Here is a 21,320-nt window from a genome sequence, read left to right on the forward strand (position 1 = left end):
GCCGAAATCATTTACTCTTCACTAAACCAGTCGCGGTTTTCCTGACGAATTAATAATACCGATTCACTGATTTCATGCAGGTGAATATTCATCGCGGTGCCGACCGCTTCCGCATCACGATTTTCAAGAGCCTGAAAAATTTGATGGTGTTGGCGCAACAGCATCTCCGGCGAGGTAATGTGATCGAGGCTCATGTAGCGGACCCGGTCAATTGTCGCTTTAATATTCTCGACGGTATCCCACGCCAGCTGACAGTCGGCAATCAGCGACAGTTTTTGGTGAAATTCATCATCCAGCTGAAAAAAATCATTTAACTGCTGACGCTCAACCGCAATACGCTGCTGGTTAAGATTTTGCTCAAGCTGATAGATTTGTTCAGCGGTGATCATTCCGGCGGCACGGCGCACCACGGCGCATTCGATAGCCTGGCGAACGAAACATCCGTTGCGCACCTGAGACAGTGAGATCTTATTGACATAGCTGCCGCGCTGCGGGCGAATTTGAATAAGACCATTCTCAGCCAGTTTGATAAAAGCCTCACGCACCGGTTGGCGGGAAACGCTAAAACGCACAGACACTTCTTTCTCAGACAGCGGGGTACCCGGCGGGATCAAACAATGAACGATATCATGGCGAAGGATACGATAAATTTGCTGGTTTACAGGCTGTGTCGGATTAAGTTGCAATTCTGCGGCCATTGATGGTTACTTTTATTGGGGGATATGCGCTATTTTACGCGTTATTTGTCCATTCGCCCATACCCGGCCGCAAAGCGGCCGGGCTGCCGGTTTTAGCCCGCGCGATGGACGCTCAGGCCGGCAAAGCTTTGGCTGACCGGCATCATTTCCAGCGTGTTGATATTGACATGCGCGGGCAGGGTGGCGACCCACCATACCGCTTCGGTCACATCTTCCGCTGTTAATGCCTGGGTATTCTCGTAGGCTTTACTCGCTTTAGCATCGTCGCCTTTAAAACGGACGTTAGAGAACTCAGTACCGCCGACCAGGCCGGGCTCTACATCGGTCACTCGAATGGCTGTACCGTGCAGATCGGTACGCAGGTTCAGGCTGAACTGACGCACAAAGGCTTTGGTCGCGCCGTAGACGTTGCCGCCGGAATAAGGCCAGCTGCCGGCGGTGGAACCGATATTAATAATATGACCGCGGTTACGCTCAACCATACCCGGCAGCACGGCACGGGTCATATAGACCAGCCCTTTGTTGTTGGTGTCGATCATGTCTTCCCAGTCTTCGACGCTGGCTTTGTGCGCCGGCTCAAGGCCCAGCGCCAGACCGGCGTTATTGACCAGCACATCGATGGCCTGCCACTCGGCCGGTAGTCCGGCAATCATCTCTTCAATCGCGGCACGGTTGCGGACATCCAGCTGCGCGGTGTAGAGATTCGCGCCCAGCTCATCCTGCAACGTTTTCAGGCGCTCTTCGCGACGCCCGGTGGCGATCACCTTGTGACCATTAGCGATAAAACGGCGAGTCATGCTTTCACCAAAACCTGCTGTTGCCCCGGTAATCAGAATAATCATTATCGCTCCTGTCAATGTTCTCATCATGCCCCAGCCGTCTTATGTCGGGGCTTTCCATACCGTCTTGCTTAATATTTTGCGTAAAAACGGTTCGCCGGCGTATTGCTGCGCGCCAAAGGACCCAATCCGGAGAAAAAGATTAAACAATGACGATAACCGCTCGTTACCAGCACTGTAGCTACAAAAGAAAAGAGAGTCTACATCCGTGGAACAAGCAATACGTTTCCAAAACAGGTAATTGCGACGGCGAGCGCGGATGAGCGCCTTTCCGCCGGGATAAACATCGCTGTGGCAAGAGTGGGCGAACCGGCGCTGTTGGCTAACGGAAAAGAGGTGGCCGGCTGGTCAGTTATGCGAACCTTGTGGAAAAATAAACAAGAAAGCATTCATGGCATGAATTGATCATCGACGACATTATGGGGATTGTTATTCTGCCGCCACACGACAGAAGAGCACAGGATTGACACCTAAATCCTTGTCGCGCCGGCCCGTTGCGGCGGCGCTTTTTTGCCTGAGGAGGGTTCCGATGAACGAATGGGAAGAAGAAGAGAGCATTCCGACGCACGCCACCATAATCAGCACGGCAATCGATATTCTTGGCGTAACGGGCGCGCTGCTGGTGGCCGGCGTTTTCTTTTTTTTGTTATGACCGCGTTCGGGTAGCGCCGCTCGCCAGCAGGCGGAAATCATTGCGGTCAATCAATGAGTTGCCTAATCTTACTGGATTACCGAGTCCAGGAGACGATGATGGCCGACAATAACCCCTTTTTGCGCGTCAGTCTGTTGCCTTATCAGGCACCCCAGTTTGATCTGATTGACGATACCCATTACCGACCGGCCTTTGATGAAGGCGTTCGCCGTCAGCGGGAAGAGATTGCCGCGATAGTAAATAATCCGGCGCCGGCGGACTTTGCCAACACGCTGGTCGCGCTCGAGCAGAGCGGGCAGCTGCTGGCGCGCGTTACCCGGGTATTTTTTGCCATGGCCGGGGCGCATACCAACCCGACGATCCAGGCGCTTGATGAGCAATTTTCTGCTGAGCTGGCGGATCTGGGAAATGATATCTGGCTTAACGCGGCGCTATTCGAGCGCGTGAAGCAGGTATGGCAGCAGCGTGACACCTTGCCGCCAGATAGCGAGTCCCGCAGGCTGCTGGAGATCACCTGGCAGCGTTTTACGCTGGCCGGTGCGACCCTGGCCGATGCGCAAAAAACGGAGCTGCGGGCTTTGAATACCCAGGCTGCGGCTTTGCAGAGTCAGTTTCAGCAGCGGCTGCTGGCGGCGGTTAAATCCGGCGGTCTGGTGGTTGACGACCCGGAGCAGTTAGCCGGACTCAGCGATGAAGAGATTGCTGAAGCCGCAGATGCCGCGCGGGAAAAAGGGCTGAGCGATCGCTGGCTGCTGCCTTTGCTGAACACCACCCAGCAACCGGCGTTACTCGCCTTACGCTGTCGCCAGACGCGTGAAAATCTGTTTGCTGCCGGCTGGAAACGCAATCAGAAGGGCGATGCGAATGATACCCGCGAGCTGGTGCTTCGCCTGGCGGAGATTCGCGCCCGGAAAGCGGAACTGCTGGGCGTGGCGGATTACGCCAGCTGGTCGATGGCCGACCAAATGGCGGCAACGCCCGAGGCGGCATTTGCGTTCATGCGTCGGATAGCCCCGGCCGCCCGGGCAAGAGCGGAACGGGAGCTGGCGGATATCCAACGGGTGATTGATGGTGAGGGCGGCGGTTTTAAGGCTGAAGCCTGGGACTGGTTGTATTACGGCGAACAGGTGCGCCGGGCGACATTCGCCATCGATGAAGCCCAGTTAAAACCCTACTTCTCCCTCGACCGCGTTTTAGAGGATGGCGTGTTCTGGACGGCGTCGCAGTTGTTTGGTCTGCGCTTTGTCGAACGGTTTGATATTCCGGTTTATCATCCGGACGTCCGGGTATGGGAAATTTTTGACGCCAACGGGGAAGGTCTGGCGCTGTTTTACGGCGACTACTTCTCGCGGGATTCGAAAAGCGGCGGGGCGTGGATGGATGTCTTCGTTGAACAATCCACGCTGCTCGCCCGGCATCCGGTGATTTACAACGTCTGCAACTACCAGAAACCGAAGGCCGGCCACAGCGCGCTGCTCTCCTGGGATGAGGTCATCACCTTATTCCATGAATTTGGTCACGCGCTGCACGGGCTGTTTGCCAGTCAGCGTTACGCCAGTCTGTCGGGGACCAATACGCCGCGCGATTTTGTTGAGTTTCCGTCGCAGATCTTTGAGCACTGGGCCAGTCAGTCTCAGGTGTTCGCCCACTATGCGCGCCATTATCAGACCGGGGAAGCGATGCCGGATACGCTGCGTGAGCGGATGCTGCGCGCGGCGAAGTTTAATAAGGGCTATGACATGAGCGAGCTGCTGGCGGCGGCGCTGTTGGATATGCACTGGCATAGCCTCTCGTCGGCAGATATTCCGCGCGATGTCGATAGCTTTGAAGCGCTGGCGTTGCGTCAGGAGCAGATGGACCTCGCCGCGGTACCGCCGCGCTACCGTAGCAGCTACTTCTCGCATATCTTCGGCGGCGGCTATGCCGCAGGTTATTACGCCTACCTGTGGACGCAGATGCTGGCCGATGACGGCTATCAGTGGTTCGTTGAGCAGGGCGGGTTAACCCGCGAAAACGGCCAGCGCTTCCGCGAGGCGATTTTGTCCCGCGGTAACAGCACTGATTTAGCAGAACTTTATCGCCAGTGGCGCGGGCACGATCCGAAGATTGAGCCGATGCTGGAAAACCGCGGACTGAGTGCATAGGCTAACCGTGTGTCGGAAACAGAACCGGGCCTGAGGCCCGGTTTTTTGTCCACTTTTTGTACCTCAACATCGCTTATGCATGTCGGCGGTATGGGGAAAATCTTGTCCGCAGGCCGATAGATTCACCCCCTGGGGACAATGACATTTTCTCTCTCCGTCACTCCTCGACCATCCACATATCAGCCTCTTCAAACATTTCCTGCACAGCACGGCTGATTTGTTCTTTTTCGTGCTTGCTGGCATCGGTGTTAATTGCCGGTAGCGTCATCATCGGCTTTACACGTACATCAGCATCGGGAAAGATACGGTGAATTCGCTTCGATAGTTCAGCTGCAATCGTCTCTTTCGCCCCGGGAAGGCCCTCAAAGTTCCGCTTGTCATAAATCAGTTCCACAAACATATTTCATCTCTCAGCGTTAATTGTTGGCGCTATTTTTACTGTATTTGCATACAGTATCAAGTTGCGTGGACGACGGGAAGGCCAATAGCGCGATGCAGCGATGGTTTGTTGTGTGTCGCTGGCGAAACCGTCACACGGTTCGTCACGAAAAGAGCCGCTGATTAAATGTATCCAGACGTCGGCAAACAGAATCGCCCGGTGTTATCTCTTCTTCATCCTGCAGACCTCTTGCGGCGCTGTCCTTAGTGACGCCCTGCGCTCTGAACGACGTTGTTAAACAACTAAATATTAACTCTTTGTAATTAATATTTTTTTTGCTGTTTATTTGTCCCCGCTTAGACGAGAATATCCTCCCCGATAATGAAATGGCTGAAAAGGATCCGCTATGTTAGAAAAATACTTTCAATTTGATGGCGATAGTGGCGACGCGGCTATCGAGAAACATAAGCGTCTGCTCGCTGTTCAGGCGGCATTAGAAATTTCGAAAGCCGCCGTCTCTTCATCAACCGCGAATTCCGGGATTCGTAGCCAGATGGATTTACGCAATGTGGCTCAGGAAGTCGCTTCCTTAGCCGATGCCATTCAGGATGCGCTCGAAGGTTACGAGGAAAACTAATCCCGGCCATCGCTGCGATCTCTCCGCGTCAGGCCTCGCGTTTGCGAGGCTTTTTTACGTCTGAGGTTTTGTCCGGGGATGTTCCGGATGGCGAGCGATCGCTGACCGGCTAGGGCCTTTTATCGTCTTTGGACCAGTGCCTGACCAGCGTTTCACCGATGGCCGCAATCTGTTTATTGCGCTCATCCATTGAGGCCGGGGTTGCGGTTAAATAAATCACCACGATGCGCGCGGCTTTACCGTCCGGACCGAGAGCGGCGATGATTCCGCGCGAGCCGCGGTTGCCGGCTCCGGTCTTATCGGCAATAAACCAGCCTGCCGGCAGCGCTGAGCGCAACAGCGGCCCCGCAACTTTGTCCTCTACCATCCAGCGTTGCAACTGCTGCTGCGAGGCGGGGGAAAGCACGCGGCCGGTCAACAGATTTCGCAGTGTCCTGGCCATCGCTTCCGGAGTCGTCGTATCACGCACATCGCCCGGCCGCGCTTCATTGAGTTCCGTTTCCCACCGGTCGAGTCGCGAAGTCTGGTCGCCGCTGTGGCGCAGGAACGTGGTCAGCCCCTGCGGGCCGCCGAGAGTGGTCAACAGCAGGTTTGCCGCCGTATTATCGCTCAGGGTAATGGCGGCCGCGCACAGTTCGCCCACGGTGAGCCCATCGGCAAGATGCTTCTCCGTCACCGGCGAGTATTCCACCAGATCCTGCTGCCGGTAATGGATACGGCGATCGAGCTGTTCTTCACCGGTATCGACGCGCGACAAGACTGCGCCGCAGAGCAGCACTTTAAAGGTGCTCATCATCGGGAAGCGTTCGCCAGCGCGATAGCCGGACAGCAGTTGGCCGGAAGCTAAATCCAGTTCGGCGTAGCCGACCCGGCCCTGCAGCTGGCTTTCGGCTTGTTTAACCGTCGTCACCGTGGCTTCATGCGCCCAACCGGGGAGCGCCAGGGCGGCTAACAATGGCAGAAGGGCGAATCGATATTGACGCATAGCGGAATGTTTCCCTGCAGGTTGTTGTCCACAAGTCGATCTGGCGGGTTTTGCGGACGTCACGGAAAATAAACAAAAAATAAAGACAAATAAGAGTTATGAAGATTCACAATTTCTCTTTTTTCCTTCATCATCTGCCAGCTTTTACCAGTAATAATCAATGCTTAGCTCACTATATGAAAGAGTTTTTTTCATTCAGGCTGGTATGAACTATAAGAATGTACTGAAGGTTGTATAAATGCTCTACGCCGTCGGCAATCACATATTAACCATTGATCCATCCGGGAGGAACATGGTGGACCCGCTAATTAAGGTCATGCTGGTGGGGGGAAAGGCGGATGGCCTGTTGGTCAGCGTCGCCGGTACCGCGACGGAACTGTCCGTCACCGCCGCGCAGTATGGCGCGAAATCTGGCAATCCGCTGAGCTATCGGATTGTTTCGCAAACGATCGATGATGAGCGCTACTTTTTCGGTGTGTTTAGCGAAACCCATGACGATGCTGACAAGCTCAAACGCGTGGCCCTGACCCGAGGCATGAAAAAGTCTCTCCGCTGAGTGCGTCCTTGCCGGACGATTGACCTTCGTCCGGCCTGACCGTGTTATCATTCCCCTTGTTTGCCACTGCCGTAGCACGGAGTTTTTTCATCGGGAGCACCATGATTCACCATATCCGCATACAAAATTTCAGGTCGGTCAGGGATATCGAACTGGAACTGGGCGCGCTCAATATCGTGTTTGGGCCGAATGGCTGCGGCAAGTCCAACATCTACAAAGCGATTCACCTGTTAACCGCCTCCGCGGACGGCAAGTTCTCAAGCTATATCAGCGAGGAGGGCGGCCTGGAAAATGTGATGTGGTCAGGGCGAACGGCACCGACGGCGCGCCACCCGCGTCGGCTGCAAATTTCCTGTCTGACCGCGGAGTTTGACTATGAGCTCCAGGTGGGTTTCCCGGAAAAGCTGCCTTATCCCACTCAGTTTATGCTCGACCCGATTGTCAAAGAGGAGTCCATCTGGCTGGCGGGATTCTCCCGGCGACCTTCTGCCAGGGTGCTGCAGCGGAAAAACCAGGCCGCGTTCCTGCTCGATGTCAACGGCGAGAAAAATACCTTCACCGACACGATTTATGAAAACGAGTCGATCTTTGGTCAACTGGGCGAGCCGCACCGCTTCCCGGAAGTTTCTCGCGTCCGGGAAACGATGCGCCAGTGGCGTTTCTACCATGAATTTAATATCGGCCGACATTCGGCGCTCCGACATCCGACGGTAGGTTATCGTTCACCGGTCCTCGACAGCGACGGGCATAATCTTGCCGCCGCTTTTCAGACGATTGTCGAAATTGGCGCCGAAGCGCTCCTGCACGAGATTCTGGCCGCCGCTTTTCCGGAGTGCACGTTCTTCTGCGAAAACGAAAACTCGCGTTTCTCGATTAAGATGCGGCGCAACGGGGTGTTTCGCCCGCTGCTGGCGGCGGAAATGTCGGACGGCACGCTGCGTTTTTTATGTCTGGCGGTAGCGCTGTTGAGCCCGCGTCCGCCGGCATTCCTGGCAATTAACGAACCGGAAAACAGCCTGCATCGGCAGATGTTCCCGGCGCTGGCGAGGCTGATTGTCGAGGCCTCCCGCTATAGCCAAATCTGGTTGACCAGCCACTCTGCCGAGCTGGCGGCACTTATCTCCTCGCAGGCCGAGAGCCGGCTATATGAGCTGGAAAACAGCGACGGCGAGACGCGAATAAAAGCTGCAGCCGCCGGATAATGGTAGCGGCCCGTCGTGCGTAACGGGCTGCTAATTTGCGGTTTACGCGGCGTTGTTATAGCCGGCGGTCGGCAGCAGCGTTTTACTGCCTTTCAAGGTGAACAGTGAGATCACGGTAAAGCCCAGGGTAATCGAACCCAGAATCAAGTAAGCCTGGTGGAAGCCGACGGTGTCGTACATGCGGCCCACCCATGCCGACAGCACCACGCCAGAGAGCTGTTTCGATAAGTTAAAACCGATCAGAAACAGGGTGGCGGACAGTTTCGGGTTAAAGGCCGAGGAAATATATTTAAAGGTGCCGACCAGCAGGAACGGAACTTCAAACATATGCAGCATTTTTAAGATCACGACCTCGACCGCCGTCGTGGCGAATGAGGAGCCGAGAATACGTACGGACATAATTATTCCGGCGGTCAGCAGCGCATTTTTCGCCCCGATACGGTTCACAATAGCCGGGGCGCAGAACATGATCAGCGCATTCAACAATTCGCCGCCGGTGGTGACGAAACCAAAGACTTCAGTTCCGCGCTGCGGATCGGCAAAAAAGCCTTTAAAAAAGTTAGCAAACTGCTGGTCGAATACGTCATAGACGCTGGCGACGCCGACCACATAGATAATAAATCCCCAGAATCGCGGCATTCTCAGCAGCTCAGCGGCGACGCGCAGAGAAAACGCCTGACGGTTTGCCCCTAAGGCGTCCATCACCTGGGCGCTGTTGCTGCTTTCCGGACGGGAGAACCACAGCAGCACCCCAAGCACCAGCGCAAAGCCGGAGGCGATCCAGAAGGTGATATTGGGATCAATACCAAACAAGATGCCGGTGATTGACGCGCAGAGCGCCCAGCCGACACAGCCAGCGACGCGAACCTTGCCGTATTCGAAACGGTTGGCGCGACTGACCCGCTCAATATAGGCTTCGACCGCGCCGGAACCGCTGGAGAAGACAATTCCCAGATAGAGTCCCCCCACCAGCGCCCCGGCGATAATATTGACCTGCAGCAGCGGCGAGAAGACAAAGATAAAGAACGGGGCAAACAGAATTAATAAGATGGTGATGGTCCACAGCAGGTGTTTACGCAGTCCCAGCTTATCGGATATCAGGCCAAATATCGGTTGGCAAATAATGGCAAACAGCGAAATAGCAGAGAAGACAATCCCGGTTTCCGTTTTAGTTAAATGGTTTACATCCGCCAGCCACACCGGAAAAAACGGGAAATAGGCCGACATAATGAAGTAGTAAAAGAAAAAGAACAGCAGGAAATAAACAAAATTATGCCGTTCGCGTGGCGCCAGTTCAGAGAATTTCATAGAGATGTTCCAGGGTTATTATACTCGTCATCATTCCAGCTGCCTGTTATTGGCGGCACGCCGTTCCCTTCGTGATACTCGCCATTCCTGGCCTTCGGCGCGGATTCTGTCCATTTCCGCCACGCTGCATCCCGAATATGCGGGTATAGCCGTTTTAAAGGGGGGCGAGAGCCCCCGTTGAGGGTTTAGCGTAAAGACAGCGAGAGCTGGTACTGCCAGCGGGTCCCGAGCAGCAGCCACTGCGGCAGCACGCTTGGTGTCCACGAATCGTCGCCGCCGACGCCCATATGCGCGCCGTCGAGAGTGATCCAGACGCCTTTTTCCGGGGTCATCCGGTGCCAGTGATCGGTTTCCATGAGCTGCGCGGTGCTGTAGGGCTGAACCGAGAAGTGGAAGTCACCGGTCACGTGCCAGCGCCCCCAATCCAGCGCTTTGTTGTCGCAGCGCAGGCCGTTTTCCGTCGGGAAAATATAGGGCGTGCTCATCGCTTCCAACGGAAGCTGCCAGCGGGCGAAACAGGCGCTGCTCTTCCGGTCAGGGTAATTTTCATGCGGCCCGTAGCCGAGCCAGGAGACCGGCGACCGCTGGTCCGGGACCTGGAAGTGAAGGCCCACGCGCGGCAGCGGCGGCAGCGTGCCGGCCCGCTCTCCGCTCACCGCCAGATGCAGATGGCCATCGCTATCAAAGGTCATCCGCCACTGACTGACGATGACCACTTCATCGCCGCGCAGATAGTGCCAGCGGCTGTCGATGATGATCTCATGTGCCAGGCGCTGCGCGGTACAGTCAACGCAGCGCGCGTCGAGCGCATAGAGTCCAGCGCTTTTCCAGCGTTCAACCCAGGCGTTGGGGTCGATACGATCCGTTTCACTGACGCCGATATCGTTGTCCAGCGGAGCGCGAACGAACTGGTCGCGCAGCGGAGACAGCAGCTGCTCTATGCCTTCCGCCAGCCAATGAGTTAACAGACCGCTCTGACGATCGATAATCCATTGCTGAGATCCCTGGCGGACGCTGAATGTCTCATCATCGACGGTCAGCTCCGGAGCCGGGCCGACGGCGGCGGGCGCGGGTAAGGCCAGCGGGGCGGCGAGGGCGAACTGCGCCCAGGCCACGCGGTGCCCGGCGTCAGACCACGCCGTCGCCTGCGGCTGGACAACTTCCAGCGTCAGCCAGACCTCCCTGGCGCCTGCCGGCAGGGTCAGCTGGTCGCACAAGGTAAAATCTTCCTCGCCCTGCGGCGCGAGGTTCAGCGTCAGGCTGCCGCTGGCGACGGTTTCACCGGCGGACTGCACCTGCCAGTTCAGCACTTCATTATCGCTGGCACGGAACAGGTATTCGCTGACAACGCTGACCCGCAGCGGGGAGTGCGCCAGCAGGGAAAACTGGAAATATTGCTGGGCATGTTTCGCTTCAATCAGCGAAGGATGAGGGCGACGATCCGGGAACACCAGCCCGTTCATGCAGAACTGCCGATCGTTTGGCGTGTCGCCAAAATCCCCGCCGTAGGCCCAGCCCACGCTGCCGTCCTCGAAGGTCTTTTCAATTGCCTGATCCGCCCAGTCCCAGATAAAGCCGCCCTGCAGGCGCGGATATTCCCGGAAGGCCTGCCAGTAATCGGCAAAATTACCGAGGCTGTTGCCCATCGCGTGCGCGTATTCGCAAAGAATCAGCGGTCGCTGTTCGCCGGGCAGGCCGATCCACTTTTTAATGCCCCATTTGGGCACGGCGGGAATCAGCTGATCGCGTTCCACGCGAGCGTACATCGGGCAGATAATATCGGTCGCCGTGCTGTCGGCGCCGCCGCCTTCGTACTGGACCGGCCGCGTAGGATCTTCACGTTTCAGCCAGTGATACATGGCTTCATGGTTCGCACCGCAGCCGGACTCGTTCCCCAGTGACCAGATAATAATCGACGGATGGTTACGGTGGCTTTGCAGCATCCGGGTGACGCGAGCGCTGTAGGCCGGCAGCCAGGCAGGATCGTCGGACAGGCGGTTCATTGGCACCATGCCATGGGTTTCGATGTTCGCCTCATCGACCACGTACAGGCCGTAGCGGTTACACAGTTCATACCAGCGTGCGGCGTTGGGATAGTGCGAACAGCGCACGGCGTTAAAGTTATTCTGCTTCATCAGCAGAATGTCCTGCAGCATATCCTCTTCGGTCACCACCTGGCCGCGCTGGTGGTGGTGCTCATGGCGGTTCACTCCGCGGATCAGCAGCGGTTTGCCGTTGAGCAGCAGCAGGCCGTTGCCGATCTCCACCCGGCGAAAGCCGATGTCCCAGGCTTCAGCTTCAACCAGATCTTCGCCGCGCCACAGGGCAACCACGGTGCGATAGCAGTGGGGCGTTTCCGCGCTCCATTGCCGCGGTTTTTCCACCGCCAGGACCAGCGTTGCCCGTTCGGCATAATGGCCCCGTTCATCAACTGGCGCAGAACCTGGCCGCTGGCGCCGGCGGGCAATCAGCTGCTCGCCGTCCCACAGACTGACTTCAGCCTCCAGCCCGGCCAGCTGCTCATCAGCGGCGGAGATGGCCAGATTGACCTGTAGTTCGCCGTCGCGATACAGCGCATCCAGCTGCGGGGAAATCTGCACGTCGCTGAGGTGCTGCTTTGGTTTGTTCAGCAGCCACACCGAGCGGAAAATCCCGCTCATGCGCCACATATCCTGATCTTCCAGCCAGCTGCCCGCGCTCCAGCGCATGACCATCACACACAGGCGGTTTTCTCCCGCCCGCAGATAGGGGGTCAGGTCGAAAGCAGCCGGCAGCCGGCTATCCTGGGAGTAACCGACCCACACGCCGTTACACCACAGGTGAAACGCCGAGTTAACGCCGTCGAAAACAATCTGCGTCAGGCCATCGGCCAGCCAGTGTTGCTCCAGGGTGACGTTGAGCGAGTACAGGCCGGTCGGGTTCTCTTCCGGGACCCGCGGCGGCGTCGTATCAATGGGATAACGGACGTTGGTATAGATCGGCGCATCGTAGCCTTCCATCTGCCAGTTAGAGGGCACCGGCGTGCTGCGGCTGGTGTCGAGATCGCGCTCGATCCAGCGGCCATCGACGGCAAACGGGCTGGGTGCCCAGCAAAATTGCCACTGCCCGTCGAGCAGGCGGAGGCGGTCGGAAGGGCGGTTGTCCCGGGCGTCGTCGAGCGATCGCCAACTGGCAAACGTGGGGTGAGCCGCTAAGCGATTAAGGTGAGTAATGGTCTGATTTTGCCAGTCTTCACGGGCCAGCACGTCCTGAAACGTCAACGAGCGAACCGCGTTTGAGTCATGTTGTTGCATAGGCATACCTGACGGATAAGTGGAAAAAATGTCATTCGCTAGACAAGGATGATGTTGTTATCAGATATTTTCTATCAGGCCGCAATAATGGCGAAAATGAAACCGACTCACGATCACGAAACTGCAGAATCAGAGCTGATTTTTGTCGTCAGTTAGACATAAAATGTTAGCGGACGACATTTAACGTAATCAGACGAGTTTTGCGCAGACAGGGGGGATTATGCAGCGGCGTTCAGCAACCTTAGACGATGTGGCACACGAGGCCGGCGTTTCACAGCAAACGGTCTCCCGGGTGCTGAATCGTCCCGATGTCGTCTCCGCGCGGACTCGCGAGAAAGTGATCCGCGCGATGCAGGCGCTGCATTATGTGCCCAACCGATCGGCGCAGCTGCTGGCGGGGAAAGCCGCACCTTCAATCGGGCTGATTACGGCGTCACTGACGCTACACGCGCCGTCGCAAATCGCCTCGGCGGTAAAAAGCCATGCCGGGGCTCATCAGCTGGAAGTGTCCATCGCCATGCCCGAACGCAGCGATTACGCTTCTCTGCAGACCCGGTTGGATGAGTTTCGTGCTCAGCATATTCGCGGCGCGATTATCAGCCTGCCGCTGGAGAGCAGCATCGCGGAACGGCTGGTGAAGGAAAATCCGGATATCGCCTGTCTGTTTCTTGATGTGTCGCCGGAGACCGAAGTCTCCTGCGTGCGCTTTGATCATCGTGACGGCTGCGGCGCCTGCGTTCGGCATCTCTGGGAACTCGGCCATCGCGAATTTGGCCTGCTGGCCGGTCCGGAAAGCTCGGTCTCTGCCCGGATGCGCCTCGGTAGCTGGCGGGAGACATTGCATCGCCTGGGCGTAAGCCAGGCCGTGACGGTTTTCGGCGACTGGAGCGCCGCCAGCGGCTGGCAGAAAACCTTTGAACTGCTCCACCTGCAGCCGCGGCTCAGCGCCATCGTCGTGGCCAATGACCAGATGGCATTAGGGGTACTTAGCGCGCTGGCGCAGCTTAATCGTACCGGTAACAGCGCTGTTTCGGTCACCGGCTACGACGATACGGCGGACAGTCTTTACTTTCAGCCGCCGCTGACGACCGTGGCGCAAAACTTCGATTTGCTGGGGAAACGGGCGGTGGAGCTGCTGATCCAGCAGATGGCGGCGCCGCAGGTGCCGATCCGCGAACTGCTTCCCACCCGGTTGATTGTCCGTCAGTCAACCTGGCCTCGTGAGGGGGAGTATCCGCGCGATCCGCTGATTGCGCAGCTCAAAGCGCTGGTGGATAAACTGTAAGCAGATGTCGGTTTAACTTTCATTGAAGATAACTATGCTAGCGTATGGCCAGGCGTAGAAGGAGAGGGAAAATGCCTCTACGTAAAATGCAAAACACAATCTATCCATGCAAGCATTTATTCACCGCCAGCTATCTGGCGGTTTTTTTTTGCCGCTATTCCCGCATCAGCTAGCGGAATTTTGCTTTATTCCGCCAGTTGCGCATTAAGCGCGCATCCAACAGAATAAATACGCTGTTTTTCAGGGTAGTGGTGCGGCGGCTCTCGCGGGTTGTAGTTTCTTACCCAGCATAAAATGCTGCTGAAGAGGGGCGGCCATCCAGCTCTCTGTGCCGATAGAAATGGCGCAATCACCAGCGGATTATTGTCCAAATTTAAATTTAACTCTTTGTTACAGAAGGCTTTCATTTTGAGAGCAATAATCAAATCTCTTCTTTTGCACATTAAGGATAATTGATTGTGAATAAACTTTTCCGTAACACCCTGCTTGCCGTGGCGATGACCGCGGGTTTCTCCATGGCCGCACAGGCAGCCACCGCTGACGAAGTCCCGCCGGTTTCTCAGGACCCGGTGGTGCAGCACCTTAAGCTGAGTAACGATCAGGTGACAAAAATTAAGGGCCTGCATCAGGAATTTGAAACTAACGTCAACAATATCAAAATCGAAGGTTTCAAAGATGGCGCGCTGATCGATGTGATCCAGTCCGGCAAGTGGGATGAAGCGAAAGTGAAGCAACAGCTGGCCGCTTTTGGACAGTTAGATCAGCAGGTACGTTACTACCGCGTGAAATACTATTTTGGCGTCAACCAGGTGCTGACGCCGGAACAGCGTACCCAGGTTAAAAAAGATCTCCAGCAAGCGCTGAATTAATTGCAAACCCGCCAGCAATGGCGGGATTCTCTTTTTGCAGGATCGCATCACCCGCGACAGAACGAAAAATGAGCCATTATGAAGAGATTCCTGTTCATCGCTCTCAGCTTTCTCGCCTTTACCTGCCAGCCCGGCTTTGCGGGGAGTAAAACCGTGGTGGATTACGGCGTTGTGCAACAAAGTCAAATCATCACCAGCCAGGCCCGTAACCAACCGCTGCGAACGCTTGCCGCCGGCGCGGTTGGCGGGGCCATCGGCCACCAGTTTGGTAACGGGAGCGGGCAAACGGCGATGACGGCGGTGGGGGCGGTTGCCGGAGCCAGCGCGTCGCATCACCGGCAAACGCAGCGCCAGGCCGCCCGGCAGATCGAACTGACGATCAAAACGCAATCTGGCCAGCTAATCCAGGTGCTGCAGCCGTATGATGGTCAACTGACCTTCAATAAAGGCGACAAAGTTCGTATCCTGACCTCCGGTACAAATACCAACGTCGATAAATCCGTTTAACGCACAGGCCGCCAGCGGATAGACGCAGGCGGCCTCTCTCTTTACCGCCTGTCGGTTGCGCCTTCACTGCTCACAAACAGAGGAAAAAAACCGCGCAACATCAGCCGCCTGTGATAGTATTGAGAATTATTATCAATATGGAAGCTGATGATGAAACTATCCCGGGCATTTCTGTTTGCCGGCTGCTGCCTGATATCAGCCTGTACCAGCCAGATGAAAGGCGTTGCGCCTCAACAGCTTGTCTCCACGCTACCCGATTATCCCTATTACGCTCTGGCCAACCATCTCGACGGGGAAGTGACGATCCGTTTTGATGTCGGGGCGAACGGTAAAGTGGAGAAAATGTGGATACTCACCTCTGAACCACAGCATCTATTCGATGATGCCGTCATTTCCGCCGCGGCAAAATGGCGCTTTGAGAGCAATAAGCCCTATAAGGGAATGACCAAAACCATCCGCTTTAAATTAAACAATGCCGGATAACGCTAATTCGGCAGCCGATCTCTCTGCTCCGGATTCACCCGGCAATCGTTCAGTATCTCTTTGCTGTTGGCCGTCCTTCGTCATTCAGTAAAACATCTGCGTGCCGGGACAGCGATGGCAAAGCAGGGGGCATGACCGTGCCTGAACGGCTGGACTCCCCGACGCCTCTTCATGGTAACGTGCGTTAGTTTGCCGCTATTTTGCGCTAAGAACAGGGTTAATGACGATTTTTGCCGGCGAGAAACGTATGCCGAGAGAAGGTAACGTATTGACCTGACGAGCAAAGAGATACGAATAAAAATTGTTCTCATAGACAAAAGTGTGATCGCGATCAATATGGCCGGTCGTGAGTAACATTAAACATAGCTAATGTATTCATTCTAAAAATAATCAGGTGGTAATCGATGGCTATCAAGGACTTCTTTGCACAAACGGAACCCGGGCGCCGGCGTTATGGCGTGGCAACAGGCGTTGGGATCATTGCGGGTATTATGTCGGCATTTGTGAAGTGGGGGGCTGAAGTTCCGTTACCGCCCCGTACTTTCTCCGGCGGCAGGGATGAATTTAATCCACCCTATCTTTTTTTACGTGATTACCTGGGGATTGATCCTACTCACACCGTTTATACCTTCTCAGAGCACATCATCAATCCGGTGATGGTGACGCATATTATTTTCTCGCTGGTATTTGCCATTGGCTATTGCGTGGTGGCAGAAGTTTTCCCCAAAGTAAAATTATGGCAGGGGGTATGGGCGGGTATTGTTGCTACTATCGCCGTTCACTGGATCTCTTTCCCTTTATTAGGTCTGACGCCTTCTCTGCTTAATATCCCCGCCGATGAATATATTTCGGAACTGGTCGGGCATATTTTCTGGTTCTGGGCGATAGAGATGATCCGCCGCGATCTGCGAAACCGTATCACTCATGAACCTGATGCTGAAGTTCCGCTGAATTCACCGTTCAGATAATTGCCGGAAAAGCGATGGCAATGACGGGCTCGCGACGGCGGGCCCGTTTTACGTCATCAGAGGAGTCTCAGGCGCAGACCTAAATCCTGGGGATAGGGATTAAAGTAGTTTTGCGTCAGCAGATAGCGGTCTGGAAATTCGCCCAGATAATGTTTGAGCAATGTCATCGGCGCGAGTATTGGCAGCAAACCGGCGCGATAGTTGAGGATCACCTCGCGAAGTTCGCCGCGCTGACGACTATTGAGCCGATCGCGAAAGTAGCCCTGGATATGCATCAGCACGTTGGTATGGTTTTTCCGCGAAGCGGGTTGTTTAAGAATCGCCATCAGCTTCGCGCGATAAGCGACAAAGAAGGCATCCAGATCTTCCCACTGGTGAAGGGAGGCAACGAAAGGCCCAATTTCGCGATAGCCCGCCTGGTCGTGCGCCAGCAGCTGCAGTTTGTACTGGCTATGGAAATCCAGGAGCGCACGGCGGCTAAGTCCCTGCGCTCGCAGGGTAGTTAACTGGTGCAGAGCGAAAACGCGCTCAACAAAGTTCTCCCGCAGCACCGGATCGTGCAGGCGGCCATCCTCTTCTACGGGCAGCCACGGGTAGTGCATCAGCAATTGCTGCGTGAAAAGACCCACTCCCTCTTTACGCCCACGGTGACCATTTTCGTCATACAGCCGCACGCGCTCCATACCGCAGCTGGGCGATTTAGCACAGACAACAAAGCCAGAGAGGGCATCCACGCGGGGGAGAAATGAGGCGCTAAATTCGGCCATTTTCTCCGTCACATCATCGTGGGGCGTTTGGCTAAAACGCATCTCAATGGCTCCTTCGTTGGTTTGCACCAGACGAAGAGCCGGGCGAGGAGCGGGCAGGCCGATGGCCATCTCCGGACAGACGGGTTTGAAGGCGACCCAATCCGCCAGTTCGTCCATGACAAAGCCCATACGTTTATGCCCGCCGTCAAAGCGTACGGCTGAGCCGGTTAAACATGCGCTGATGCCGACTGCGGGTTGCGTGTTCATGGTGCCATCCTCTTAGTGCATTGGTTGTAGGAAGAACAGGGGGACCACCGGTTGCCGGCCCGCGCGACGTCTTCACATACTTAAAACTTACACAATAACTAATATTTGTCCAAGTATTAGCGAGGATATTTATTATTATCTATTTAATTCAAGTGGTTATATTTAACGGTTTTCATCGGTCCTTTACCGTCAGGCGATGTACTAAAGTCCGGAGGACTCAATCTCTTTGACTGGTATCGGCGGTCGCGTCCGGCGAGATATCGCCGGAGGAAAGGGAGATAACGTCGAGGGCGCTGACCTGCTGCCGCCAGCATGCGATCTGTTTTTTGCGGGCAGCGGTCAGTGTTCCGGAGGTGACCAGCAGCCAGTTTCGCTGCGGGAAAACCTCGGGCGCCAGAGCCGCCGGCGGGACGGGAAGGAGATCGATACGCTGGCCCTGGCCGGTACGGGCGAGGGCCTCCAGCCAGATTTCGCAGGGGTCGGAGAGATGCCAGCCGGCTATCAGCCAGTTATCTCCCGGCGCTTTTTTATCGCCTTCGAGGCAAAACGAGGTATAGGCGATAATGATCCCGTCGAGAATTTCGCGCAGCGTCATCATTGTCGGGATGCGGGCAGACAGTTTACCGCGCAGCGGACGCAGTACTTTCGTAACCAGCTCCGGGCGCGGGGACTCGCGGCCTGCATCGTAGATTAGCTGGCGCAGGGCGTCGATTTTCCCCTCTTTAAGCCGCTGCAGCATGGTTTCCTGCAGGCTTGACCAGTTGTCAGTCCGCCTCGCGACGGGGCTATCCAGCAGAGGTTTCACCTGGCTGACGGGAACCCCTTTTTGAATCCAGTCGAGAATTTTGAGCGCCAGCTGAACATCATCATCACTGTACAGACGGTGTCCACCCTCTGTACGCCGCGGTTTGAGCAGGCCATATCGGCGCTGCCAGGCGCGAAGCGTAGTGGGGTTGATCCCGCAAAGCCGGGCAAATTCACCGATGGAGTAAGACATGAAGGAGACCTGATAAGAGAGAAAAGTCCCAATATACTATGAATTATTACCGGGTAAATGTTAAATGACCGACGCCCGCGTTGCCCTGCGCGGTCGCCGCGATTGCGCAGATGACATCAGGTTCCGCTCATGCCGCCGAACGGCGTTATTTCAACGTTCGCGATGACGTTAAATTCCGCTTCCCGCCACCGCGTTACTGTCGATTCCGGGCGCCCGTCGGTTATCGGTCTCCGCGAACAACCGCAGGCGCTTGCGCGGATCCTGAAATGGAATAAATTGATAATTTCACTGCGGCTTTAAGGTTTCGTTAATTAACCGCAACGATACTGATGAAATTAACTTTCCCGTAAACAAAGTGGTTAAATCATGAAAGACCGGTTATGTCAGGCGCTTCCTCACCGCGATACCCCTTTTTTTCGCGCGCTACATATCAGCGTCGCGATATTGGTTTTATTGCAGATTATTAACTCTGACTTCACTGAAAGTGAGGCCCTCGGCGAGGTTAACCTGGCTGGGTTCGTGACCTGGTTTCACGTTATCTCCGGATTTACATTGATTGCTCTGGGGATTGTGATGCTTATCTGGATGCTGACACAGCGTGGTTTTCATTACTATTTTGCCTGGCTGAAGCTCGATTTTCGCGGCATGGTTGTCGATTTCAAGACGCTGATTTCATTACGTCTTCCTGACGCGCATGCCGGGGGAGTGGCGGCATTTATTCAGGGGCTGGGGGTTCTGGCACTGCTGGGCGTGGCTCTGTGTGGCGGGCTCTGGTTTGTGCTGAATACAGCGCTTGGTCCATCCTCTGCGTTGGCACATGATGTCCTGGGCTTGCATAAATTCCTGACCGTATTTATTGAGACATATTTCTGGGCCCACGGCGCAATGGGATTACTGCATATTTTCCTGAAAGTCCGCAGCCAAAGGAATAATCCCGTGACTGAATAATCATGTTACCGCGAGAAAGGGGTTTCATTATTGTGCCCGACAAAAAACGCCGTCAGGATTTTACCTGGCGGCCATGTGCGAGACGTGAATTGCGCATCAATATTTACGGCTTATATTGTAAATTCCATTCTTTCTTCAGAAGAGCATAAATACAGGTATTGTCATATCGTCGTTCGCCGCTGGCGGTCACAAACGAAACAAACTCTTTAAAACAGCCTTCCTGGCGCATCTGAAGACGTTCACAAAGTTTCTGAGAGGCCTGATTGTAGTCTTCAACATAGGCATACAAACGGCGGGCTTCTTTCGCCGTAAACAGATAGTGAAAAAGCGCGGAAACGGCTTCCGTCGCAAAGCCCTGACCCTCATAACGTTGATTAAAATGCCAGCCCACGGACCAGGTATTGTGGTCCGGCTCTTCGTCGTTGTCGGCAAACAGGTGCCCGATGAGCCGATCGCTTTCCTTGAGGCAAACTGCAAACTGGCTTGCGTCACTGGCCCTTTTGATGACGTCTTCCTTGGCTTGCGCAATGGAATTGAGCTTTTCATCCTGAAAACAGGGCACGCGAGGGGAAGACAGGTATTCCAGCAGCGGCAGGGCATCTTTTTCTTTAAAAGAACGAATAAAAAGTCGTGAAGTCGTCGCTACGATCATGATGGGATAAGTCGCCGGGATAAGTTTGTGCCTAAACTAACATTCATCCAGGGATTGCCTCAATGCCTTTCGAAAATGCTGAACATCTCTCCGGTTAATGATGCCCGGTTTATCTGCTGAAATATCGATGGGAATTGATGATGGCTGCAGAATCATCCAAAAATAAGAAAACATGAAATTGTTAAGGGTATAGCTTTGTCATATGTTTTAAGTGTCAACGTAATCTTAAGGAACAGTTATCATGTTTAAGCGTCGCACTCTCAAAACTGCACTTGCGGCGGTTATATCTCTTGTTGTTCTTGCTGCGCCGGTTTATGCCAACCCAGGAAACGGCGGTGGGCATGGCAATGGCGGGGGGAACCACGGGAACAGCGGCAATCATGGCAACAGCGGCGACCATAACAACCAGGGCCAGGGGAAGTCGGCTGAGGATCATGGCAACCGCAAGAACTATGGGAAACCAGACCATGTTGACTCCGATATCAGCTTCTCGCGGGCGCGCTCCCTGGCAGTAAATTATGGTCTGGTGGGTTATAAGGCGCTCCCTCCGGGTATCGCCAGGAATTTAGTCCGGGGCAAGCCATTGCCTCCGGGGATTGCGAAGAAAACGCTCCCGGCATCCATGATTAACGATTTACCCTATTATCCAGGATATGAATGGCGTGCGGTGGGCCATGATTTGGTGCTGGTCGCATTAAGTACGGCCATCGTTACATCAATCATTAATGGTGTTTTTGACTAACGGTAAACCGTTTGCTCTGAGGCCCCGCAAATGCGGGGCTTTTTTATCCGCGAAACAGCAAAGGGCAGCCAGGGCGAAGCGTCTTACGAGCGGGTGATTTTGTCCTCATTGGCTTAACGGGAATATCCCGGTAACGTCTGCCTCTGGCACAAGGCGGGTA

22 protein-coding genes are annotated in these 21,320 nt (G+C 55.1%); 12 read left to right on the plus strand and 10 right to left on the minus strand.

What is annotated here, in order from left to right; translation table 11 throughout:
* Positions 1-11: 11 nt before the first annotated feature.
* Complete coding sequence (locus tag ROR01S_RS08095; protein ID WP_004862416.1) at positions 12-698, minus strand: GntR family transcriptional regulator; 687 nt, start codon at positions 696-698, stop codon at positions 12-14.
* A 92-nt stretch (positions 699-790) separates the two neighbouring features.
* Entirely contained in the window at positions 791-1,540 is a 750-nt protein-coding gene (ydfG, locus tag ROR01S_RS08100; RefSeq protein ID WP_004862414.1) for a bifunctional NADP-dependent 3-hydroxy acid dehydrogenase/3-hydroxypropionate dehydrogenase YdfG, read from the minus strand.
* Between the two features lie 526 nt (positions 1,541-2,066).
* Between ydfG and ROR01S_RS27480 the strand changes: the two genes are divergently transcribed.
* Together ROR01S_RS27480 and dcp are read left to right on the plus strand one after the other, a co-directional pair.
* Positions 2,067-2,189 carry a hypothetical protein gene (locus tag ROR01S_RS27480; RefSeq protein ID WP_004862412.1) on the plus strand — a complete coding sequence of 41 codons (123 nt, stop codon included), beginning with the start codon at positions 2,067-2,069 and terminating at the stop codon, positions 2,187-2,189.
* A 98-nt stretch (positions 2,190-2,287) separates the two neighbouring features.
* Complete coding sequence (dcp, locus tag ROR01S_RS08105; RefSeq protein WP_064357013.1) at positions 2,288-4,333, plus strand: peptidyl-dipeptidase Dcp; 2,046 nt, start codon at positions 2,288-2,290, stop codon at positions 4,331-4,333.
* 157 nt (positions 4,334-4,490) lie between these two features.
* On the opposite strand, the gene ROR01S_RS08110 is transcribed toward dcp, so the two are convergent.
* Positions 4,491-4,733, minus strand: coding sequence for a DinI family protein (locus ROR01S_RS08110; RefSeq protein WP_004862406.1), 243 nt, complete (start codon positions 4,731-4,733; stop codon positions 4,491-4,493).
* Positions 4,734-5,118: 385 nt separating this feature from the next.
* On the opposite strand from ROR01S_RS08110, the gene ROR01S_RS08115 reads away from it, so the two are divergent.
* Entirely contained in the window at positions 5,119-5,349 is a 231-nt protein-coding gene (locus ROR01S_RS08115) for a hypothetical protein (RefSeq protein WP_004862401.1), read from the plus strand.
* 109 nt (positions 5,350-5,458) lie between these two features.
* On the opposite strand, the gene ROR01S_RS08120 is transcribed toward ROR01S_RS08115, so the two are convergent.
* Complete coding sequence (locus ROR01S_RS08120) at positions 5,459-6,334, minus strand: broad-spectrum class A beta-lactamase ORN-1 (RefSeq protein WP_004862397.1); 876 nt, start codon at positions 6,332-6,334, stop codon at positions 5,459-5,461.
* A gap of 292 nt (positions 6,335-6,626) precedes the next feature.
* Here ROR01S_RS08120 and ROR01S_RS08125 point away from each other — a divergent pair, with 292 nt between their 5' ends.
* Positions 6,627-6,890 (plus strand): hypothetical protein, encoded by a 264-nt coding sequence (locus tag ROR01S_RS08125; protein ID WP_015584254.1) that lies wholly within the window; start codon positions 6,627-6,629, stop codon positions 6,888-6,890.
* 101 nt (positions 6,891-6,991) lie between these two features.
* On the plus strand, positions 6,992-8,092 hold the full coding sequence (locus ROR01S_RS08130; protein ID WP_032717509.1) for an AAA family ATPase: 1,101 nt from the start codon (positions 6,992-6,994) through the stop codon (positions 8,090-8,092).
* 42 nt (positions 8,093-8,134) lie between these two features.
* Here ROR01S_RS08130 and ROR01S_RS08135 read toward each other — a convergent pair whose 3' ends face one another.
* Together ROR01S_RS08135 and ROR01S_RS08140 are read right to left on the minus strand one after the other, a co-directional pair.
* On the minus strand, positions 8,135-9,400 hold the full coding sequence (locus ROR01S_RS08135; RefSeq protein ID WP_004862386.1) for an MFS transporter: 1,266 nt from the start codon (positions 9,398-9,400) through the stop codon (positions 8,135-8,137).
* Positions 9,401-9,585: 185 nt separating this feature from the next.
* Entirely contained in the window at positions 9,586-12,693 is a 3,108-nt protein-coding gene (locus ROR01S_RS08140) for a beta-galactosidase (RefSeq protein WP_004862383.1), read from the minus strand.
* 220 nt (positions 12,694-12,913) lie between these two features.
* Between ROR01S_RS08140 and ROR01S_RS08145 the strand changes: the two genes are divergently transcribed.
* Complete coding sequence (locus ROR01S_RS08145; RefSeq protein WP_004862380.1) at positions 12,914-13,978, plus strand: LacI family DNA-binding transcriptional regulator; 1,065 nt, start codon at positions 12,914-12,916, stop codon at positions 13,976-13,978.
* 185 nt (positions 13,979-14,163) lie between these two features.
* Here the strand turns inward: ROR01S_RS08145 and ROR01S_RS27000 are convergent, their stop codons facing one another.
* Positions 14,164-14,403, minus strand: a complete 240-nt coding sequence (locus ROR01S_RS27000) for a hypothetical protein (RefSeq protein WP_032717507.1) — start codon at positions 14,401-14,403, stop codon at positions 14,164-14,166.
* Between the two features lie 72 nt (positions 14,404-14,475).
* Here ROR01S_RS27000 and ROR01S_RS08150 point away from each other — a divergent pair, with 72 nt between their 5' ends.
* The 4 genes from ROR01S_RS08150 (at position 14,476) to ROR01S_RS08165 (ending at position 16,805) form a co-directional block, all read left to right on the plus strand.
* The gene (locus ROR01S_RS08150; protein WP_048023702.1) at positions 14,476-14,847 is read left to right on the plus strand and encodes a Spy/CpxP family protein refolding chaperone; all 372 of its coding nucleotides are present in this window, start codon (positions 14,476-14,478) and stop codon (positions 14,845-14,847) included.
* Positions 14,848-14,925: 78 nt separating this feature from the next.
* Positions 14,926-15,354 (plus strand): glycine zipper 2TM domain-containing protein, encoded by a 429-nt coding sequence (locus tag ROR01S_RS08155; RefSeq protein ID WP_015584258.1) that lies wholly within the window; start codon positions 14,926-14,928, stop codon positions 15,352-15,354.
* Between the two features lie 147 nt (positions 15,355-15,501).
* A complete protein-coding gene (locus ROR01S_RS08160; protein WP_004862374.1) occupies positions 15,502-15,837 on the plus strand; it encodes a TonB family protein in 336 nt (111 codons plus the stop codon).
* Between the two features lie 404 nt (positions 15,838-16,241).
* Positions 16,242-16,805, plus strand: a complete 564-nt coding sequence (locus ROR01S_RS08165) for a YagU family protein (RefSeq protein ID WP_004862371.1) — start codon at positions 16,242-16,244, stop codon at positions 16,803-16,805.
* 56 nt (positions 16,806-16,861) lie between these two features.
* Here the strand turns inward: ROR01S_RS08165 and ROR01S_RS08170 are convergent, their stop codons facing one another.
* On the minus strand, positions 16,862-17,821 hold the full coding sequence (locus ROR01S_RS08170) for a YbgA family protein (protein ID WP_004862370.1): 960 nt from the start codon (positions 17,819-17,821) through the stop codon (positions 16,862-16,864).
* A 217-nt stretch (positions 17,822-18,038) separates the two neighbouring features.
* The gene (locus tag ROR01S_RS08175) at positions 18,039-18,818 is read right to left on the minus strand and encodes a MerR family transcriptional regulator (protein WP_004862368.1); all 780 of its coding nucleotides are present in this window, start codon (positions 18,816-18,818) and stop codon (positions 18,039-18,041) included.
* 366 nt (positions 18,819-19,184) lie between these two features.
* Between ROR01S_RS08175 and ROR01S_RS08180 the strand changes: the two genes are divergently transcribed.
* Positions 19,185-19,766 (plus strand): cytochrome b/b6 domain-containing protein, encoded by a 582-nt coding sequence (locus tag ROR01S_RS08180; RefSeq protein WP_004862365.1) that lies wholly within the window; start codon positions 19,185-19,187, stop codon positions 19,764-19,766.
* 103 nt (positions 19,767-19,869) lie between these two features.
* On the opposite strand, the gene ROR01S_RS08185 is transcribed toward ROR01S_RS08180, so the two are convergent.
* On the minus strand, positions 19,870-20,418 hold the full coding sequence (locus ROR01S_RS08185) for a GNAT family N-acetyltransferase (RefSeq protein WP_004862362.1): 549 nt from the start codon (positions 20,416-20,418) through the stop codon (positions 19,870-19,872).
* Between the two features lie 241 nt (positions 20,419-20,659).
* On the opposite strand from ROR01S_RS08185, the gene ROR01S_RS08190 reads away from it, so the two are divergent.
* Positions 20,660-21,160 (plus strand): anti-virulence regulator CigR family protein, encoded by a 501-nt coding sequence (locus tag ROR01S_RS08190; RefSeq protein ID WP_064359297.1) that lies wholly within the window; start codon positions 20,660-20,662, stop codon positions 21,158-21,160.
* The last annotated feature ends 160 nt before the right edge of the window (positions 21,161-21,320 follow it).

Origin of the sequence: Klebsiella ornithinolytica NBRC 105727 = ATCC 31898 (assembly GCF_001598295.1) — a bacterium.
Taxonomy (GTDB): Bacteria; Pseudomonadota; Gammaproteobacteria; order Enterobacterales; family Enterobacteriaceae; genus Klebsiella; species Klebsiella ornithinolytica.

Bases quoted from the DNA above. Each gene is read 5' to 3' on its own strand.
- ROR01S_RS08095 (WP_004862416.1), bottom strand. From the start codon at position 698: ATGGCCGCAGAATTGCAACTTAATCCGACACAGCCTGTAAACCAGCAA.
- ydfG (WP_004862414.1), bottom strand. From the start codon at position 1,540: ATGATTATTCTGATTACCGGGGCAACAGCAGGTTTTGGTGAAAGCATG.
- ROR01S_RS27480 (WP_004862412.1), top strand. From the start codon at position 2,067: ATGAACGAATGGGAAGAAGAAGAGAGCATTCCGACGCACGCCACCATA.
- dcp (WP_064357013.1), top strand. From the start codon at position 2,288: ATGGCCGACAATAACCCCTTTTTGCGCGTCAGTCTGTTGCCTTATCAG.
- ROR01S_RS08110 (WP_004862406.1), bottom strand. From the start codon at position 4,733: ATGTTTGTGGAACTGATTTATGACAAGCGGAACTTTGAGGGCCTTCCC.
- ROR01S_RS08115 (WP_004862401.1), top strand. From the start codon at position 5,119: ATGTTAGAAAAATACTTTCAATTTGATGGCGATAGTGGCGACGCGGCT.
- ROR01S_RS08120 (WP_004862397.1), bottom strand. From the start codon at position 6,334: ATGCGTCAATATCGATTCGCCCTTCTGCCATTGTTAGCCGCCCTGGCG.
- ROR01S_RS08125 (WP_015584254.1), top strand. From the start codon at position 6,627: ATGGTGGACCCGCTAATTAAGGTCATGCTGGTGGGGGGAAAGGCGGAT.
- ROR01S_RS08130 (WP_032717509.1), top strand. From the start codon at position 6,992: ATGATTCACCATATCCGCATACAAAATTTCAGGTCGGTCAGGGATATC.
- ROR01S_RS08135 (WP_004862386.1), bottom strand. From the start codon at position 9,400: ATGAAATTCTCTGAACTGGCGCCACGCGAACGGCATAATTTTGTTTAT.
- ROR01S_RS08140 (WP_004862383.1), bottom strand. From the start codon at position 12,693: ATGCAACAACATGACTCAAACGCGGTTCGCTCGTTGACGTTTCAGGAC.
- ROR01S_RS08145 (WP_004862380.1), top strand. From the start codon at position 12,914: ATGCAGCGGCGTTCAGCAACCTTAGACGATGTGGCACACGAGGCCGGC.
- ROR01S_RS08150 (WP_048023702.1), top strand. From the start codon at position 14,476: ATGACCGCGGGTTTCTCCATGGCCGCACAGGCAGCCACCGCTGACGAA.
- ROR01S_RS08155 (WP_015584258.1), top strand. From the start codon at position 14,926: ATGAAGAGATTCCTGTTCATCGCTCTCAGCTTTCTCGCCTTTACCTGC.
- ROR01S_RS08160 (WP_004862374.1), top strand. From the start codon at position 15,502: ATGATGAAACTATCCCGGGCATTTCTGTTTGCCGGCTGCTGCCTGATA.
- ROR01S_RS08165 (WP_004862371.1), top strand. From the start codon at position 16,242: ATGGCTATCAAGGACTTCTTTGCACAAACGGAACCCGGGCGCCGGCGT.
- ROR01S_RS08170 (WP_004862370.1), bottom strand. From the start codon at position 17,821: ATGAACACGCAACCCGCAGTCGGCATCAGCGCATGTTTAACCGGCTCA.
- ROR01S_RS08175 (WP_004862368.1), bottom strand. From the start codon at position 18,818: ATGTCTTACTCCATCGGTGAATTTGCCCGGCTTTGCGGGATCAACCCC.
- ROR01S_RS08180 (WP_004862365.1), top strand. From the start codon at position 19,185: ATGAAAGACCGGTTATGTCAGGCGCTTCCTCACCGCGATACCCCTTTT.
- ROR01S_RS08185 (WP_004862362.1), bottom strand. From the start codon at position 20,418: ATGATCGTAGCGACGACTTCACGACTTTTTATTCGTTCTTTTAAAGAA.
- ROR01S_RS08190 (WP_064359297.1), top strand. From the start codon at position 20,660: ATGTTTAAGCGTCGCACTCTCAAAACTGCACTTGCGGCGGTTATATCT.